The 18,786-nt window shown below is 45.5% G+C and carries 14 protein-coding genes; 5 read left to right on the top strand and 9 right to left on the bottom strand.

The window, feature by feature from the left end; translation table 11 throughout:
- Positions 1 to 4 precede the first annotated feature (4 nt).
- Complete coding sequence (locus tag AC1DLM_RS08185; RefSeq protein WP_477569676.1) at positions 5 to 2,896, top strand: sensor histidine kinase; 2,892 nt, start codon at positions 5 to 7, stop codon at positions 2,894 to 2,896.
- A 69-nt stretch (positions 2,897 to 2,965) separates the two neighbouring features.
- On the opposite strand, the gene AC1DLM_RS08180 is transcribed toward AC1DLM_RS08185, so the two are convergent.
- The 5 genes from AC1DLM_RS08180 to AC1DLM_RS08160 form a co-directional block, all read right to left on the bottom strand.
- Positions 2,966 to 3,727 (bottom strand): DeoR/GlpR family DNA-binding transcription regulator, encoded by a 762-nt coding sequence (locus tag AC1DLM_RS08180; RefSeq protein WP_477569675.1) that lies wholly within the window; start codon positions 3,725 to 3,727, stop codon positions 2,966 to 2,968.
- Positions 3,728 to 3,736: 9 nt separating this feature from the next.
- Positions 3,737 to 5,239: a rhamnulokinase gene (gene rhaB / locus AC1DLM_RS08175; protein WP_477569735.1), complete on the bottom strand. Its 1,503-nt coding sequence runs from the start codon at positions 5,237 to 5,239 to the stop codon at positions 3,737 to 3,739.
- Positions 5,233 to 6,453 carry an L-rhamnose isomerase gene (rhaI, locus tag AC1DLM_RS08170; protein ID WP_477569674.1) on the bottom strand — a complete coding sequence of 407 codons (1,221 nt, stop codon included), beginning with the start codon at positions 6,451 to 6,453 and terminating at the stop codon, positions 5,233 to 5,235. The genes rhaB and rhaI overlap by 7 nt, the downstream gene beginning before the upstream one ends.
- A 26-nt stretch (positions 6,454 to 6,479) precedes the next feature.
- Complete coding sequence (locus AC1DLM_RS08165; protein ID WP_477569673.1) at positions 6,480 to 8,549, bottom strand: bifunctional aldolase/short-chain dehydrogenase; 2,070 nt, start codon at positions 8,547 to 8,549, stop codon at positions 6,480 to 6,482.
- An 821-nt stretch (positions 8,550 to 9,370) separates the two neighbouring features.
- Positions 9,371 to 9,997 carry an SLOG family protein gene (locus tag AC1DLM_RS08160; RefSeq protein ID WP_477569672.1) on the bottom strand — a complete coding sequence of 209 codons (627 nt, stop codon included), beginning with the start codon at positions 9,995 to 9,997 and terminating at the stop codon, positions 9,371 to 9,373.
- Positions 9,998 to 10,245: 248 nt separating this feature from the next.
- On the opposite strand from AC1DLM_RS08160, the gene AC1DLM_RS08155 reads away from it, so the two are divergent.
- Both AC1DLM_RS08155 and AC1DLM_RS08150 read left to right on the top strand, forming a co-directional pair.
- Complete coding sequence (locus tag AC1DLM_RS08155; RefSeq protein WP_171633912.1) at positions 10,246 to 10,680, top strand: methylglyoxal synthase; 435 nt, start codon at positions 10,246 to 10,248, stop codon at positions 10,678 to 10,680.
- A 148-nt stretch (positions 10,681 to 10,828) separates the two neighbouring features.
- Positions 10,829 to 10,978 (top strand): hypothetical protein, encoded by a 150-nt coding sequence (locus tag AC1DLM_RS08150; protein WP_477569671.1) that lies wholly within the window; start codon positions 10,829 to 10,831, stop codon positions 10,976 to 10,978.
- 49 nt (positions 10,979 to 11,027) lie between these two features.
- Here AC1DLM_RS08150 and AC1DLM_RS08145 read toward each other — a convergent pair whose 3' ends face one another.
- Positions 11,028 to 12,044, bottom strand: coding sequence for a dienelactone hydrolase family protein (locus tag AC1DLM_RS08145; RefSeq protein ID WP_477569670.1), 1,017 nt, complete (start codon positions 12,042 to 12,044; stop codon positions 11,028 to 11,030).
- Between the two features lie 22 nt (positions 12,045 to 12,066).
- Entirely contained in the window at positions 12,067 to 13,353 is a 1,287-nt protein-coding gene (locus tag AC1DLM_RS08140) for a Gfo/Idh/MocA family oxidoreductase (protein WP_477569734.1), read from the bottom strand.
- A gap of 154 nt (positions 13,354 to 13,507) precedes the next feature.
- Between AC1DLM_RS08140 and AC1DLM_RS08135 the strand changes: the two genes are divergently transcribed.
- The gene (locus tag AC1DLM_RS08135; RefSeq protein WP_477569669.1) at positions 13,508 to 14,332 is read left to right on the top strand and encodes a helix-turn-helix transcriptional regulator; all 825 of its coding nucleotides are present in this window, start codon (positions 13,508 to 13,510) and stop codon (positions 14,330 to 14,332) included.
- A 454-nt stretch (positions 14,333 to 14,786) separates the two neighbouring features.
- Here the strand turns inward: AC1DLM_RS08135 and uxaC are convergent, their stop codons facing one another.
- Both uxaC and AC1DLM_RS08125 read right to left on the bottom strand, forming a co-directional pair.
- A complete protein-coding gene (gene uxaC / locus AC1DLM_RS08130; protein WP_477569668.1) occupies positions 14,787 to 16,187 on the bottom strand; it encodes a glucuronate isomerase in 1,401 nt (466 codons plus the stop codon).
- Positions 16,188 to 16,322: 135 nt separating this feature from the next.
- On the bottom strand, positions 16,323 to 17,255 hold the full coding sequence (locus AC1DLM_RS08125; protein ID WP_477569667.1) for a VanW family protein: 933 nt from the start codon (positions 17,253 to 17,255) through the stop codon (positions 16,323 to 16,325).
- 283 nt (positions 17,256 to 17,538) lie between these two features.
- Here AC1DLM_RS08125 and AC1DLM_RS08120 point away from each other — a divergent pair, with 283 nt between their 5' ends.
- Complete coding sequence (locus AC1DLM_RS08120; RefSeq protein WP_477569666.1) at positions 17,539 to 18,771, top strand: aminopeptidase; 1,233 nt, start codon at positions 17,539 to 17,541, stop codon at positions 18,769 to 18,771.
- The last annotated feature ends 15 nt before the right edge of the window (positions 18,772 to 18,786 follow it).

The following is an 18,786-nucleotide window of genomic DNA, read 5'->3' as shown; positions in this document are numbered from 1 at the left end:
CTACATGGAAAGTTTGAAGTTGTTTCTCAAAAGCTTTCTCTATAATCATTCGATTCGTAGGAAGCTTCTGTTCTGTTCGGTACTGCTCACGCTGACGCTAGCCACGACCTTTTATTGGTTATCCGAAGCCTTCGTGAGTCGACTTATCGTGCAAGAAAAAGCGGAATACCAKGTGAATGAATTTAAACAAACAGCCAATTACTTCAAATCCCTCTTTGCAGATCTGGATGCGAATACGAACAAGTTGGTAAACACAGCCTTGGTACAAACAGCCGTCAATGAGCCGTTCCAGCAAAACGATTTCATCCAAATCGGACAACGGGTTCAGCGATTGACGAGCGAAATAAATGATACGTTACTTTATCATGATTATATCGACAAAATTATGATTTTGGGTAAAAACAATCTAGTCTATCTCTATGAATATGATAATGGCGGCAAATACGCGGGAACCGATTTCAAGTTTACACATTGGCTGAATGAAAGTGCGGCTTATCTTTATAAACAACAAGAAGGTGTTCCGTTTTATTACAATGCCTTGGGTGCATCTCTCACCAATGGCTTCGACGAACGGGCGTTAGCTAATATGCTTGATCATCGCATTGCCTATTACCGTCCCATCCGGCTAGAAAATGAAACGATTGGCACGATGGTAGTGACGTTTAATATTCCTGAGTTTGCGAAGGAAGTATTTTATAGTTCTGATGCTGATGAGACACTTCAATTGCTGACCAATCAACACTTGCCGATTTGGAGCAACAAGCCTATCAGCTTAGATAGAGAAGACTTCTCTTCTTCCCTGCAATCCGATGATACTTCTTATAAAATCATTCAAAAAAACGGAAGTAACGTGCTGGTTACCCACTTTCAGCTGCCCTCCTATCCGTTTGAACTCATGAGTGAATTTCCTATCGCATCGATCTTAACAAGCAAGGATGGAACGCACTCTTACCTATTCTTTTTCGGTCTGGGATCGCTAGTATTTGTTATGATCTTGTCATTCTGGTTTGCCGGGACGTTATCTAAACCGTTGTTTGAATTAACACAAGGATTATCCGCTGGATTTGCTGCAATGAACGAACGCGCGCCACTAGAACCACGCATCATTTTTCCTAATTATCGTGTGCGTTCCAAGTTAATTGCTTATTTTGTCCTAACAACCTTTGTGCCCAACTTGCTGTTTGTCCTGTTGCTGACTTACGTTCACTATGACAACTATCAAAATAAGGTGATGCAGCTGACGGAAAGCACGATACAACAAGTTAAACGGAATATCAATTACAGTCTGAAGAACTACGACAGATTAACGCAACAGTTAATCTATCATCCTGAAGTCCAACAAACGATGCGAAAATCAGAAACGACTTCTTTACAACCAACTGATAACATGATGCTAGAGCTTCAATTTGGTAACATCAAGCAGCGGAAAAGGGAGTTTCTATCCATGGAACTCTACAATCAAACCCGCGAGCGAATCTATACAGGCATGTATGCAGGCACCGTTCCGATATCGAAGACCGATCCGCGGGTTTTTGAGAAGCTGGATCATAGCTCAGGTGAGTTGCTGCTCATCGGTACCTATCGCAATTTGTATATGACTCCGGTACTCACATTTGCCAGAAAAATTAGCTCTTCCAGCGAATCCAATCTCGGATCTAAGCTCGGGTATATGATTGTCAATGTGGAACAGGACATGCTGAACAATATCTTCCGAACGATCCGTATCGGAGACTCTGGTTATTTCTTTCTGATGGATGCGAACGGCACTATATTATCGCATGATAACGACGAGCTCACCTCACATGTGCTTACGAAGGAAGATCCTCTCGTAACTGAGATGATGCAGCAGATGAGTGGTTCCTATTTCAAAAACGACGGAAATAAAAAGTATATGGTCTTCTACGACACCGCTTCCTACTTTGGCGTAAAGATGGTTGGCATTGTCCCTTCAGACGAATTGAAGAAAAAGGTGTTGACCCTGGTCTGGTACAGCGCAGCTTTCTTCGCTTTATTCGGAATTCTGATTATGCTTATCGCAACACTGATCTCTAGTCTTATTAGCAAACCGCTGCGGAAGCTGCAGAACTTGATGCATGAAGTGAATGAGGGCAACTTTGAAGCAAGGATGAATCACAAAGGCCGAGACGAAATTGCCAGTCTTGCCCGCCATTTTAACAATATGATCAAGCGCTTGAACGAGTTAATTACCGAAAATTATCAATCGAAAATTCGCGAGAAGGAGCTCATGTTCCTGGAGAAAGAAGCCCAGCTCCATGCCTTGCAGCAGCAAATTAATCCGCACTTCTTATACAACACGCTGGAGTCGATTAAATGGATGGCCTTCCGACAGGGTGCAGGCGAAATCGTTGAAATGACAACTGCACTGGGGCAATTTTTCCGAGGAAGCATTAGCAAAAAGAGTGGCTTAGTTCGCATGTCTGAAGAGCTGGACCACCTAGAGCAATACTTGCGGATTCAAAAAATTAGAGCAAAAAATCGTTTCATTGTGATTTGGGATGTCTCCGACGCGCTGCAATCTTCCTTAACGGTCAAATTGATTTTGCAGCCGATTGTAGAAAACGCCATTGTACATGGCCTGGATACGATAGAATCAGACGGTTTGCTGATGATCAAGGGGTATCTCGATGGAAGCCACTTGCATATCGAAATTCTCGATAATGGCGCGGGGATGAGCGCGGAACAATTACAACATTTACGATTGATTGAAGAGGAAGAACGGGAGACTAACGATTCTGGCATTGGATTGATCAATGTGTTCCAGCGATTGCATTTGTATTTCAATGACAGCTTTACCTGGGACATCGACAGTCAGCTAGGCAGAGGAACACTCGTGCGTCTCCACTTGCCCTTGCTTTCTGAAGATGATGAAGGGTAACTAACCGTTATACCAAGCAAGCAAACAGCCGCCCCACGATACGTGGGACGGCTGTTTGTTTATGCGCTGCTATTCCAATTGACGTACTTGCACGCCTTTATCACGAATGCGCTCCAGCGCATCCTTGCTCGTCATGCGATCCGTAATGACATGTTGAATCTCCGACCAATCCGCAACTTGTGTTAAAGCCTGCATGCCGAATTTACTATGGTCAGCGAGCAGATAGGTTTCGTCTGCAATGCTGATCATTTTGCGCTTAATCAACGCTTGCAGCTCATTCGATTCGCTGATGCCGCGCTGCACGTGAACCCCTTTGCATGAAAGGAACAGCTTGTGCGCATGGTACATATCCAAGGATCGCTCCGATAAGGGGCCTACGTAGGATAAAGACTTCGGAGAAAGCAAGCCGCCCGTTGAAATGACTTGAATTTTCTCTTTGCCGCTTACCTCCAAGGCAACTTTCATCGAGTTAGTGATGATGGTAATCGCCATATCGGGAATCATTTTCGCCATATACCAAGCCGTGGTACTCGCATCGAGAATGATGCGGTCCCCTTCCTGAATATGTGAAACAGCTTCCTTCGCAATACTATTCTTAAAATCCGCATGAGCCGTCTCCCGCTCCATGAAAGGAACTTCGGTCTGCGCTTCCTTCACACTCACCGCACCGCCATGGCTGCGCATAAGCTTGCCTTCGGCTTCTAAGCGATCCAAGTCACGTCGAATTGTTTCTTCCGTGACCTGACACAGCTCACTTAACTCGGTCACCCGGATGCTTCCTCTTTCATTAACTAATTGAACGATTCTCTGCCATCTTTCTGCTACCAGCATCGTTACCCCTCATTTCACCGTCGATCGGGAGGCCACCTGACAGAACACTGCATACGCCGCCTGCCAACCCGCCTCATCCTGGGGATGATACGTCTTGACTGGGAACGAATTCCGAATCAGCTTTCTGGCTTCACGCAAGTTCGCGATATACCCTAGTGCTATCCATTGTACTACAAGGTTTCCTAAGGCACTACCCTCTACCGGCCCCGCCCACACTTCACGCTGTGTAGCGCTCGCTGTGAACTGACACAACAGCTCGTTCTGGATGCCCCCACCTACGATGTGAAGTCCGCGGTATGTCTTGCCTGAAAGCTGCTCTGTACGCTCCAAGATAAAACGATATTTCAGCGCGAGGCTTTCCATAATACAACGTACGATTTCACCATCCGTTTGTGGAACAGCTTGTTCGGTGTCACGACAATATTGCTGGATTTGCCTCGGCATATGTGCAGGGTTAAGGAACATATCGTCATCCGGATCGATGAAGAATTGGAATGGCTTCACGGTTTCTGCTTGCTTCACAAGTTCCGCGAAGCTGGTTGTTTTGCCTTCTTTTTCCCACGTCCGCTTGCATTCCTGAATAAGCCATAGCCCCATGATGTTCTTCAATAAGCGATTCGTGCCGTATACGCCGCCTTCATTCGTGAAGTTCCACGCTAAGGCTTGTTCCGTGAGCACCGGCGCCTCCGTTTCCGTACCTAGCAATGACCATGTTCCACAGCTGAGGAAGGCAAAGTCATCATCAAGCGCAGGAACAGCAACAACAGCAGACGCTGTATCGTGCTCACCAACAGCAATGACAGGGATGGAAGGAACATCCAGTTCCTCACAAACAGCCGGGCTCAATGCACCTACTTGTTTACCTGAAGCAACTGGCGGCAAAAAGATTTGTGCTGGAAGTCTTAATTGTTCGATGAGTGCCGTGTCCCACGTGAAGCTCGTTGCATTAAACAACTGCGTCGTCGTGGCATTCGTGAATTCGCTATGTTTTTCACCTGTTAGGAAATAGCGAAGCAAGTCTGGAATCATGAGAAACGTCGCCGCGCGGTCAAGTAGCTCAGGATTGTTTTTTTGAAGGGTATAGAGCTGGAAAATGGAGTTGAATTGCAAAAACTGCAGCCCTGTTAGCGCATACAGCTTTTCGCGTCCGACGATATCCATGACTTCGCTCATGATGCCGTCCGTATGGTGATCCCGATAATGGTAGGGATTTCCCAACAGCTCACCATTCGCAGCCAACAGTCCGAAATCTACTGCCCAAGAATCAATCGCTAAGCTCTCGATATTCGCGTAGCCTAGATGCTTAGTTTGTAAAATACCTTGCTTCAACTCATGAAGCAACCGCAAAATATCCCAGTGAAGGTGGTTGCCCACCTGCACTGGATCATTGGAGAAGCGGTGAATTTCCTCGATCGTGATCCGGCCCGCTTCAGAATCAAGACGTCCGACGATCGCTCTGCCGCTRCTTGCTCCCAAATCAAAAGCTAGAACCGTCGAAGGGGTACTCACCAGCTTGCACCGCCTTTGCCGCGCGCATTAATTTTCTCGTCATAACCGCTTGCCAAGTAAGCCTTCATTGGGTCAACTGGCACACCGATTTCCTCACGTACTGCTTGAAGCAGAGGCGTTACATCAAATTCAAATGCTTTACGAACCGCATCCTCAGCACCAAGAACATCTTGATTGTCTTGTGCAGCACGTACTTCTTCAAGGTTAATCAGAAGCGCTTTCGCGTATTGCGTTTGTACGTTAAGTACAGAACGAAGCATCGCTGGGATTTTACGCTCAATGTTATGACTTTGGTCGATCATGTAGGCAATATTGTCAGATGCTTTACGAATTAGTGGATTCTTGTCGTTCGCTGCATCAATGATTTGATAGAAAATCAGGAACAATTCATACGGATTCACTGAACCTACGATCAGATCGTCATCGCCGTATTTACGGGAGTTGAAGTGGAATCCACCTAATTTATTTTCATCCAACAAGTACGTTACGATGTGCTCAATGTTCGTTCCTTGCGGGTGATGTCCTGTATCGACAAGTACTTCTGCTTGCGGACCCAATTTGTTCGCCAAATTGAACGCCATACCCCAATCAGCTAGATCTGTATGATAGAACGCAGGCTCATAGAACTTGTATTCGATCAACATACGCATGCTTGGTGACATCGCATTGTACATTTCTTTCAGTGACTCATACATCCATGCTTTACGAGCGCGGATATCTACTTGTCCTGGGTAGTTGGAGCCGTCAGCAAACCACAAGCTCAACACGTCGGAACCTACTGTTTTGGCGATGTCTACGCACTCCAACAGGTGGTCCGTTGCTTTGCGACGAATCGCAGCGTTCGAGTTCGTTACACTTCCGAAGATGTAATCATCTTCTTGGAAAAGGTTCGGGTTCACTGCACCGATGGAAACGCCTAGATCAGAAGCATGTTGCTTCAGCTTTGCGTAGTCGTCCACTTTGTCCCATGGGATATGGATGGCAACTGACGGGCAAGCACCCGTCAGCTTGTGCACTTGCGCCGCATCTTCGAATTTCTCGAAGGGATTACGCGGTACGCCTGTTTGTTTGTAGACTTTGAAACGTGTTCCTGAGTCTCCGTAACCCCATGAAGGTGTCTCAACTTTCAATGCTTTCAGCTTCGCTTTTACTGCAGCAATATCAATGCCTCTCAGGGCTTGTTGTTCTTCGAATAATGCGTAGGCTTTGTCGCTCATCGGTTTATTGCCTCCTATTAGATGAATTAGCGCGTGAAGGCAGCAGGTACGCCACCATCAACAGTGATCATGCAACCAGTTGTTTTAGCTGCTTTGGATGATGCGAAGTACACGATAGCTTCTGCAACGTCTTTCGGGAAAATGTTTACAAGCAACGTCGTTCTCTTACGGTAGTGCTCTTCCAACTGATCCGGTTCGATTCCGTAGGCAGCCGCACGCTCATTGCGCCAGCCGGAGTTCCAAATCGCGGAACCTTGAAGAATGGCATCTGGCAATACGGAGTTTACGCGGATACCGAATTCGCCGCCTTCTGCTGCGATACAACGTGCCAAGTGAATTTCTGCTGCTTTTGCAGTCGAGTATGCGGAAGCATTTTTCCCAGCAAATACGGAGTTTTTGGAGCCGACGAATACCATGCTGCCGCCAACTTTTTGTGTTTTCATGATTTTAAACGCTTCTCTAGCTACAAGGAAATACCCTGTGCTAAGGACGTTCATGTTCAAGTTCCACTCTTTAAGCGATGTTTCGTCAAAAGGACTGGAAGTCGCAAGACCTGCGTTGTTCACGATAATATCGATTCCGCCGTAGCTAAGAATAGACTCGCGGAACGCTGCAATTACTTCTTCTTCTTTCGTTACGTCCATGCGAACAGCAATCGCTCTGTTTTCGCCATATTGGTCGTTAAGTTCTGCTGCCAGTTTCTGTGCACCTTCAAGGTTCAAGTCAGCAAGCACAACGTGTGCGCCATCTTTGAGGAATTGACGAGCTGTTACGCTTCCGATTCCGCCCGCGCCGCCAGTGATGAAGGCGATTTGACGGGAGAACTCAGCTTCTGCAGGAGCAAGTGTTAATTTATAAAGTTCAAGAGGCCAGTACTCAACATTGTAGGATTCGTTTTCGCTTAAGGATACGAACGTTCCAAGCGCTGTAGCGCCTCTCATAACGGAGATTGCACGGTGGTAAAGCGCACCGCTAATTTGTGCCATAGCCCAGCTTTTGCCTGTGTTGATCATCCCGATTCCTGGAATAAGGATAACACGTGGAGCCGCTTCATTGATAACGTCGCCTTCATTTTTGTTACGGTCAAAATAAGCTTTGTACTCTTCTTTGTATGCTTCGATTCCGGCTTTAAGTGCTTCAGCCAAGGAAGCTGCATCACCTGTTGTCGGATTCCAGTCGATATATAAAGGCTTCATTTTCGTATGAACAAGGTGATCCGGGCAAGCTGCTCCAACTTGGGAAAGAACAGCAGCATCGCGGCTATTTACAAATTGAAGTACATCGTCTGCACTGTCAATGGTGAGGATCATTTTCTTCTCATTGCTTACCGCACCGCGTACGACTGGAAGAACTTGAGCCAATAGTTCGCTGCGAGCTTCTACGCTAAGAGATTCATATTTAGATCCGCCATATAGGTTCGCTTCGTTCACGCGAGCTTCGATGAAGCTTGCTGCTTCATTAATGATAGCGATTGTTTTCAAGTAGCTCTCTTCAGACGTTTCACCCCAAGTTACTAGACCATGTTTCTCCATAAGGACAAGCTCAGCTTTTGGATTGTTGCGAACGCCATCTGCGATCATTTTGGAAAGTGTAAAGCCAGGACGTACATAAGGTACCCATACGAAACGATCGCCATAAATTTCTTTCGCAAGCTCACGTCCATTATGTGCGCAGCAGAGTGAGATAATCGCATCTGGATGTGTGTGGTCAACGTTTTTGAATGGTAAGAACGCATGTAGAAGTGTCTCGATGGAAGCACGCGGGTGCTTGCTGTCGATCATACAATTCGCAAGATAAGCAACCATTTCTTCATCAGACATTTCGTCACGCTCGATCAAAGGACGAATATCTTCCATACGAAGACCTGTGAAATTCTTTGCTTTCATCGTTCCAAGGTCAGAACCGCTGCCTTTAACCCACATCACTTCAACATCGCGACCACGGAAATCTTTATCGATCGTTTTGTAAGAAGTATTGCCGCCGCCCCAGTTACATACAGCGCGATCCGTGCCTAATAAATTAGAACGATAAACAATTTCTTCTACACCTTTCGATACTGCATTCGCTTTTGAAGCTTCCCATAAATTCGCAACCATTTAAGTACCCTCCTAAGTTTTACATCCCATGTGTATGTTTTTGTTTTTGATGGTTTCATCTTAACACATCTTTGTTTATTTTTGAATAATTATTTTTATGTTTGTTTTGTTGAGAAGAAAACACAGATTTATCCGTCTTTTGTGTATAAAATGAAGGGATTGGCTAGTTTAGAAGGAGGATATCGGGAATAACTGAGGGCATTGGACAAACATTACCTGTGCTAATCTGCGAATGTGTGGTTTTTCTTCTGAATTTGATAACGATGCTCCTGCTGAGTAATAACTGGAAAAACTACAGCTAATACCGGGGAAATCACCTTTTGTTTCACATTAACTGGATAACCTACAGCTATTTTCAACTGAAATCGCTGATTCAGGTAAAAAGCTAACTATTAACTACATTTTTTCCATTTAATTTAATTTTTTCGACTAAAATGCTGAATTTAACTGTATGTTTTCCATTTATTAGGGAGGGGAACGCTGGGAGCGCTCTTCGGTATCTGTTGAGTAACAAAAAGGTGAATTGAGGGGAAAGTTCGATATTTGTTGACTAGCTAGATGTATGGAGGCAAGTATGATGTTTGTTGAGTAGCTATGTGTAAGGGGAAAGTTTGATATTTGTTGAGTAGCTATGTGTAAGGGGAAAGTTTGATATTTGTTGAGTAGCTATGGTGTAAGGAGGCAAGTTTGAGGTTTATTGAGTAACTAGGGTTTAAGGGACATGTTTGATGGATTGTAGAATAGCTACTATTGGGCATAGAGACAAGTTGCTGCTCTTTGAATAGCTATGGTGTCGKGGGATGCCCGGCGAATAGCTATTTCTATATATCATCATCGAACTGCCACTTATCTCCGCCACTGACTGAATCTCCAGTCATGTCACCCTGCATGTCGCCGCCGTAATCTCTGTGCTCGTCCTCGGCCACATTTTGCAAATCGAAAGCGTTGATCGTTATGATCGGATAGGTATGATGCGCGGCGATTTGAGCCGCCTGCAATTTCATAAACTTCGGCGAGCCTTCTGTCTCTTCATCATAAACAAGCAAAATGCCGTCAGAGTTTCGTAGGAGGAACTTGTCCCTCTCCTTGAACTGCCAAGGCCCCTCATATTTGGTCTTCGTTACACTGTTCACGTAATTCGCACGCTGCATGACACTTGCATAGCAGCCTTTCTTGTCATCACTCCACTTCTCTTCCTGCTCTAGAAAAGGAGTAATCACTGCAAGCTTAATTTCTGGATGCGTGCTCTCTCTCAGTTCAAGCACTGCCTCCGCCGCCCATAGCTCCACGCCCCATTGACCACTGACGACAACCCATTCAAGCCCGTCATCTAACAAGGCGATAAGTCGCTTTTGAATTGCTTTTTTGATAATCGGAATGCCTGGATGCTTCAATGAGAAAATACCGAGTTCATTCGCTTTGTACCCAGTAATCAGCACTCGTTTCATATGAACTCACCTCCTTGTTGATCATCCTAACAGGTTAGCATAGTTAGATCGAATTAGGAAGAAGTGCAGACTTGAATCATTTTCATGTTATATTATATGACATATTCGTTAATTTTCACACAATAGGACAATTTATTGAMTGATTTTATCAAAATAATGATTGAAATTTCAAACTAATTAAGTTATTCTGTTCTCAACACACAAATGTACGTTAACTAACCTAACACAAATAGAGGAGCGGAGAGAAAATGAATATTGCACTCGTTGCGCATGATGTTTACAAAAACTTGCTCGTAGACTTTGTCATAGCTTATAAGCATATTTTCCAAAAGCACCAACTCTATGCTACAGGTACGACAGGAAGAAGAATTAGTGAAGCCGCAAAGCTCGATGTCATTCGCTTGCGCTCAGGCCCCTTTGGCGGAGATCAGCAGATCGGTGCGATGATTGCGATGGATGATATTGATTTACTTATCTTTTTCCGCGATCCCATCTCTGCTTTAGGACATGAACCCGATATTGCAGCGCTCCTTCGCCTCTGTGATGTGCAACAGATCCCTCTCGCTACCAATCTTGGAACAGCAGAAATGCTGATTAGAGCCATGGAAAACGGCTTCCTCTCTTGGCGCGAAGAAATACGCAAATATGATTCTCCTCGATTGAATGGTACGGATAACAAATAAGACTACCTGAAATTATAGTAGAATCTACTGCCATCTACCTTTCCCTTTCAAAATAAGATAATATTCCAACAAACTAGCCTGTCGACCAAGCCAATCCTCTATGATTTGCATATCTTACTATCATCTCTCTTGAAAGGATGATAGACATATGGCAAAGATCAAGCAAGGATCCGGCGGCCCCGTTCAATTCAGACATCGTCACATCATTTCTGGAAGAACAACAGGTGTCATTCGTCTTGGCGTCGTAGTTGGACACAAATTGATAATTGAGAGCATCGTCCGTCAAAGTGTAAAATAAATGACAAAAAAGACTACTGAACCCTGTTCAGTAGTCTTTCTATTAATACTTACAGATTTTTAACCAGCCATGGGTACGCCTGACTCCCATTAACCTCGTGAACACCTTCATAAAGATGAACGCCCAATCGCTCAGATGCTCCCGCCAACGCATACTCCCGCTCCAAGTAGGAAACGGCTGCTTCCACACCATCAACAGGAAAAATCGGATCTTGTTTACCTGATGCAATGAACAATGGACGCGGTGCAAGCAAACCGATTAATTCAGGAAGTTCCGCGAAGTCGAGCGCGCCAGGCAGATAGTTATCGATACAATGCCGCACGCCTATAATACTGCGCTTAAATGTATTGGTGAACGCGCACAGGACCGAGGCCTGGATGCGCTCATCTATTACTGCCGTGTAAGCGGCAAGTAAACCGCCACCCGAGAACCCAAAACAACCGATTCGACTCGCATCTACCTCTTCGCGTGACACGAGGTAATCTAACACTCGTCTCGCTTCTTGCACACGAACGCCAGCTAGAGAGATCCCATATAGCATAAGATGAGAAGCAAGCGTCTGACAGGAAGAATTCCCCACTTGTCCATCCTTCTGATCATCTTCCAATCGCCGATCACCGAACCCTAGAATTTCAGGGACAACGACGACGAAGCCGCGCCTCACCAACTCTAGCGCATAGTTGCCATGAAGATCCCATTCCCCCGTATGCTCAGTACCATCAGCGTTCAAGCCTACGATCTGCCTGCTCCCATAGCCATGACCATGAAGTGCAAGCACGGCAGCACGTTTACGAGAATCGCCTTTTGGCAACAACACATACACAGGGACACGAAAGCCCCAGAAAGTACTGATTTCAATTCGTTCTCGGATATGATCCCCTAGCTCGACACGATCAAGAAGAACAGGACGAAGTTCGTCCTGTTCTTCCATGGTCACCGCTAAGGAGTCCGCAAAGCGCTTTTTCATATGAGCTTTCGCATGTTCAGCCCATTCCGTACGACTCTGCTCGCGTTTCAACTCGAAAGTGYGATAGAGATGTTCCATACTCGCGTCAGGACTCCACATCTAGCTCAACCTCCGTCATAGGTTAAAATTTCACAAGTTTATCTACAGCAACTGGTTGCCCCGTACGCAATGAAATATTGCCGGCAATACCTGTAAGAATGGACATCGCTCCGTCAACATGGGATGCCGCGCGGTTGAATCGATCATCGGATGGCTTGTCGAAAATATCTTTCAACAGAACTGGATCGCCACCACCGTGGCCGCCAACACCTTCTTCAATTTCAACTTCATAAGGTGCCGCAAACATCGGGAATACCGTAATCGTTTTCGCTTTCAACGCACCCTCATCCGCTTTATCGCCACCGGAATTCACGTATGATTTCTCAACAACTTTCATTTCAATACGGCCTTTGCTGCCGTTAATGTTCACATTAAAGCCTTCCCACGGCAAGTACGCATTCAAKGAGTACGTTAGAATCGCTTTATTTTTGTAGCGAACCATCACACCCATCGTGTCTTCAATGGAGATCCCATCACCAAACACGCTCTGATCACGCTGATAACCATCCTCATGCTCCGCATCCAAATATAGACCTTTCAGATGTGCATTCTTATCCAATTGAAGTCCAAATGGGTCTTCTTTCGCGTATTCATTTCCAGTTGCACGTTGGTAGAACTTCGTTTCGCCGCGTTTCTCTGCGTTGGCCTTACCATAGAACATCAGATCCCCCATAGCAAAAACCGTCTCAGGCTGCGTCCCTAACCAGAAGTTAACCAAGTCAAAGTGATGCGTTGACTTATGCACAAGCAACCCGCCGCCATTGCGTTTATCCCGGTGCCATCTGCGGAAATAGTCAGCTCCATGCTCTGTATTGAGCAACCATTCGAAATGAACGGAGTGGACATCACCAATCGTTCCATCCATAATTAACTCACGAATTTTCGTATTGTGCGGTGCATAACGATAGTTAAACGTAACACGAAGCTGGCGGCCCGTACATTTAATCGCATCCAAAATTTCTTGGCATTTCTCTTCATCAACCGTCATCGGTTTCTCCGAAATGACATCACAGCCTAGTTCCATCGCTTTAATGATGTACGTATGGTGGGTACGATCCACTGTTGTTACGATGATCGCATCCGGCTTCTCATTACGGATCATTTCTTCGAATTGATCGGCTTTATACGTAGGAACAGCATGATACTCATACTTGTTGGCAAGTAAGTCATTCGTAAAGTTCATGCGCGTTTGGTTAATATCACAAATGGCAACAAGCTCGGATGTATCTCGGAAATCCTTCACCATGGAGCCATAGAAGAATTCAGCTCGTCCACCAGTTCCTACAATCGCATAACGTGTTTTCATCAGTTAATGCCCCTCTCGATTACAAAGTATTTCATCTCTTATAGCAAGATTAATACAATATTTGTTGTGTTTCTATTCAAATATTACCCGATGCCTTTATTTCCTTGCATATATTGCTGTAAAATAGAGAGGCACAACCTAACTTAGAGAGGTGTCTATGTTGTTTCATTACGAGATTGAAAGAATTCGCAGAGAGCAGCCCTACACAATGCTAGTGAATCATTTCCATGACCATTACGAGATCTATTATTTACTCAGCGGTAAACGCAATTATTTCATTCAAGACCGCGTCTATGCTATGCAAGAAGGTGATCTTGTATTTATAGATAAACATACGCTCCACAAAACGCTTGATGCCAATGATCGTCCGCACGAGCGCATCTTAATCAATTTCGAAGAACGCTGGCTCGCTATGAAAGATGATGAAACTTATGCGATTGCGCTATCTCCTTTTCGTCCAAAGCATTATATCGTCTCCCTTTCCGGCGCAAATCGCACACTCATTGAGAATCTGCTATTCAGTTTATTGCGAGAAAAGCAGCAAGAGCAGCTCGGTTGGGAGTTGAATAGCAAAGCCTTACTTACACAGTTGCTCATATTCTGCTCGCGACTCATGGACCAGCCCGGGACGCTAGATGAGCATCCCCAGGCTTATAATCCGAAGATTTTCGAAATCGTCACCTATATCAATGAACACTTCAATGAACGACTGACACTGGCGCTCATCTCCGAAAAGTTCCATATTAGTCCGAGTTACTTTTGCCGCTCCTTCAAGGATACGATTGGATTCTCGTTCGTCGAGTATTTGAACAACCTGCGCATCCGTGAGGCGCAACGATTATTAAGGGAAACGAAACTCAAAGTGATCCACATTGCCGAGCAAGCAGGCTTTGACAGTGTCGCTCACTTCGGGCGTGTATTCAAGCAGGTTACGTCGCAGACCCCATTGGAATGCCGGAAGATGATGCATCTGAGTCTGTGAGGACTTCCATTTCACTTCTTCATTGTTGTGAAGGGGAAGTTTCGCTTTTCAATCCGTTACCAGGAATTTGAAATTAGCTGGAAAATGTATATCTATTTCGGAGGAATTATCACGATTTTAGGATTTAAATGGAAAACATGTAGTTAAATTCTAGGAAATTAGGTCATTTTGGCTAAACTCGCTAAATTAACTACATGAAATCCATCTAATCGAAGTTTTCGCGAAATTGAGGTGAAATTAGCTGTAGAAAATCCATTTATTCGCACCGTGGAGCGCAGATTCGGGCATGAAGCCTCGCTCCGGCCTATTTCTCGCTTCCAGCCCACCCATCCTCACGCTAAACTCCACTAACTCTCTCACCGAACTAAGCCTGCCTCCACCAACTGCCCGCCGCGAAACCTCCATAAAACAAAAACCCTTCGTGCAAGCTCACGCTCACACAAAGGGTTGTCATTTAGAAACTGAAATATTGCTTAGCATTATTGTAGGAAATACCTTGAACCAACTGTTTCAACAGCTGCTCGTCGTTCGGGAACTCGCCCGCTTCAACCCACTCACCGATCATGTTGCATAGAATGCGACGGAAGTAGTCATGACGCGTGTAGGACAAGAAGCTGCGGGAATCCGTTAGCATCCCAACGAAACGTCCTAGTAAACCGAAGTTGCCGAGGGATTTCATTTGGGAGATCATGCCGTCGCGCGTATCATTGAACCACCATGCGGCGCCCAATTGGATTTTGCCAGCGATACCATCGCCTTGGAAGCTGCCCATCAAGGAAGCAAGAATCTCGTTATCCCGTGCGTTCAAGGAATAGAGAATGGTACGCGGCAAGGAATCCGCTACAGCTAGTGCGGACAATAGTCCCGTTAATGCTCCCGCAACAGGGCTATCACCAATGGAGTCGAATCCTGTATCAGGACCTAGCTTAGCGAAAGCCTGTCCATTGTTGTTACGGGAAGCGTTGATATGATACTGCATCGCCCAATCCAATTTCTTGTAGATGCCGCCAAGGAAGATCAGCGTGAAGGCTTTGTACTTCTTCTCGTCTTCCAGACTTACCGCTTGACCAGCAAGTCCTGCCGCGAAGATCGCGTCAACTTCTTCTTTGGTCGCTGTTGCAAAAGGCACATAATCCAACGCATGGTCAGACACTTTACAGCCGACAGAGTCAAAGAAGACAGCACGGCTTTCTAAACCAGCCAATAAATCATCATATGTGCGGATCGGCGTTCCTACCGCTTTTTCAAGTTGGGCAATCCATGGAAGGAAGGTAGCACGGTTGATTTCCAACGCCTTATCGGGACGGTAGGAAGGCAATACTTGCGTATCGAATCCTTCAATCTCTTTAATTTTGATGTGGTATTCCAAGGAATCCACAGGATCGTCTGTCGTACAAATGACCGTTACTTTGGAGTTTGTGATTAGGTCTCTAGCGCGGGATCCACCCTCAGCCAGCTTCGCATTCACTTTTTCCCAAATTGCTGGTGCATTCTGCTCATTAATGATATCGTACACACCGAAATAGGTTTGAAGCTCCATGTGGGACCAGTGGTACAACGGATTGCCGATCGCCATAGGAAGCGTGGAAGCCCATGCTACAAAGCGATCATAATCACTAGCTTCACCAGTAATCTTGGACTCATCAATACCGTTAGCACGCATCATCCGCCATTTGTAGTGGTCACCGTATAACCAAGCTTCGGTTATGTTGTTAAATTGTTTATTTTCATAAATTTCCTTCGGACTTAAGTGGCAGTGATAGTCAATAATCGGCAGTTCTTTGGCATATTCATGAAAAAGATGTACGGCAGTTTCATTGTTAAGTAAGAAATTTTCGTCTAAAAACGTTTTCATAAAGCGATTTCCACCCTTCTCAAGCTGAATGATCTGCTATCTATATTAGCAAAAGATCAGCTCAGAAATCTTGCGATTTCGTGCTTTTATTTCATAAAATATGCATATCTTGACCTCTAGAAGGGTTCATAGCGGCTAAGGGAGTGTATTTCTTACATTTGAATTTGTTTCAATTTCTTCTGGTATCGCTTCTGTAGCACCAGGAACATGACGGGATTTCACATTAATCCCATCCGAAGAAGAAATGCTGATGTGGACAGAACCAGGCAATACATGCGCGCGAATTAAGATTGGCTGATTATAGTCGTTTCTAAAACTAAAGTCAGGCCCGCCCCAATTCACGGTAGCATCTCTGCCATGTGGCACATAAGGCACCGATCGACTGTGGGAGTACCTTTCAATAATCGTGAGTCCTGCACGGTCAACCGCATTAAATAACGTTGAGGATATTTGACAAATACCGCCGCCGATTCCCTCGGAGAATTCACCCCTTACAATCACCTTTGCCGACATATACCCCCTGCTCGGTGTTCGAACGCCTACAACGCGATTGAAAGAAAACGTCTCATTCGGCTGCACAACATAATTGTTGATCGCCTGTGTAGCTAGTTTGAGATTCGTTACACGGTGATTATTGCGGGAATTAAAATAGGTAACATAATAGCCTATTGGTCGGACTCGAATGCTGGCAAGCAGTTCACTATCCACTTTGGGATACAGGGATTGCAGGGGTAACGCCACATTCATGGGACCTTCTGCATAAAATTGCCCATAGAATTGATTGATAAAAGCACGTCGATTCAATCGAACGCCTGCACTCTCTTTCACGATGCCCCCACTGTCACTAATTGTAGCGTTAATCGGCTTTCGGTAAATCGATTTGTCGATTTGTTCAGCAAGCCGGTTTAATTTCTGTGTATCTACCAGTGGAATATCCAAGAGGTCTGTCGCAATAGACTCTCGCCTAATCTGAGCCATCTTTTCACCATTCGAGCTATCCGATAGTTGAAAAGGTAATTCTTTGGGCTGGGCAAGCAGCAACAAGCCCAATAGCCATTCATAGCGCATGAACGCAATTCACCTCCTGCCCATAGTGTAAACAAATGTCAAAATTCCATGCAATGACAACTCAGATACATTTTGAAAATGGAATTCAACAGACGGTAAAATTTATTTGACAGTCGGCGAGCAGAGCGATAAACTTCAAACAAGACGAAGTGAGAAAACCTCTATCGAGGCCATTCAAAGATGAGCGACCGCGTTTAGAGGTAAGTTTTATCGCCAATTAGAAAGACGTTTTCGGGAGCCGAAAACTTTAACTTTCTAATGTGGAAAAAGGAGGATTTTTCTAATGACGTTTGAACACAATCTTGAGAAATATGCGGAGCTGACTGTTCGAGTAGCACTCAACATTCAAGCTGGTCAATCGCTTTGGATTAATGCGCCAATTGGGCACCCCGAATTCGTAAGACTCATCACTCGTAAAGCGTACGAAGTTGGCGCTAAGCATGTACATATTGAATGGCAGGATGAAATCTGCACCCAAATTCGCTATACACACGCGCCCGACGAATCATTCAATGAGTACCCAGCTTGGCGTGCGCAAGCACTAACCGAGTTAGCTGAAAGCAATGGCGCCTACTTATGGATTGACGCGGACAACCCCGAGCTGCTGAAGGATGTGGATCCTGCTCGAATCTCAGCGAATGCGAAGGCGGCAGGTCCCCTGCTGGTCAAATGGCGCGAATACATGTCCTCTTACAAAATGACTTGGTCTATCATCGCTGCCCCTTCCCTGGCCTGGGCACAAAAGGTATTCCCTGATCTCGAAGATCAGGCTGCCGTCACTGCTTTATGGGATGCGATCTTCGAAGCTACCCGCGTAGATCAAGAAAATCCTGTACAAACATGGCAGGATCACAACGCGACTCTTCGTAGCAAACGGGAACAATTGAATGAGAAACAATTTCATAAAATCCATTACCGCGCTCCTGGAACGGAGCTTACGGTGGGACTTCCACCTCAGCACATTTGGCGAGGCGGTTCCGCGACGAACGAAACAGGCGGCTTCGATTTCAACCCGAACATCCCGACAGAGGAAGTGTTCATTTCCCCGAATCGCCTAGGAACGTATGGAACGGTTCGAAGTACGAAGCCGCTTAGCTACCAAGGCAGCTTGATCGACAATTTCTCGATCACCTTCGAGCAAGGCCGCGTCACACATTACACAGCGGAACATGGCTTTGAATCACTGCAAGCGATGATTGAGATGGATGAAGGCGCGCACTACTTGGGCGAAATCGCACTCGTGCCGCATGTCTCTCCCATTTCGAACACGAACTTAATCTTCTTCAGTACGCTCTATGATGAAAATGCTTCAAATCATCTGGCCCTCGGTCGTGCCTTCCCGACTTGTATTGAAGGCGGCACAAAGATGAGCAAAGAAGAACAGCTGCAAGCAGGACTGAACGACAGCCTCATTCACGTCGACTTTATGATCGGCTCTGCCGAGATGGATATTGACGGTGAACACGCGGATGGCACGTTAGAACCGATCTTCCGTAAGGGGAATTGGGCGTTTTAAATAGAAAGAGGGTAT

It is taken from the genome of Paenibacillus sp. 01T442 (assembly GCF_056398345.1).
This window is presented reverse-complemented; position numbering and strand designations above follow the sequence as displayed.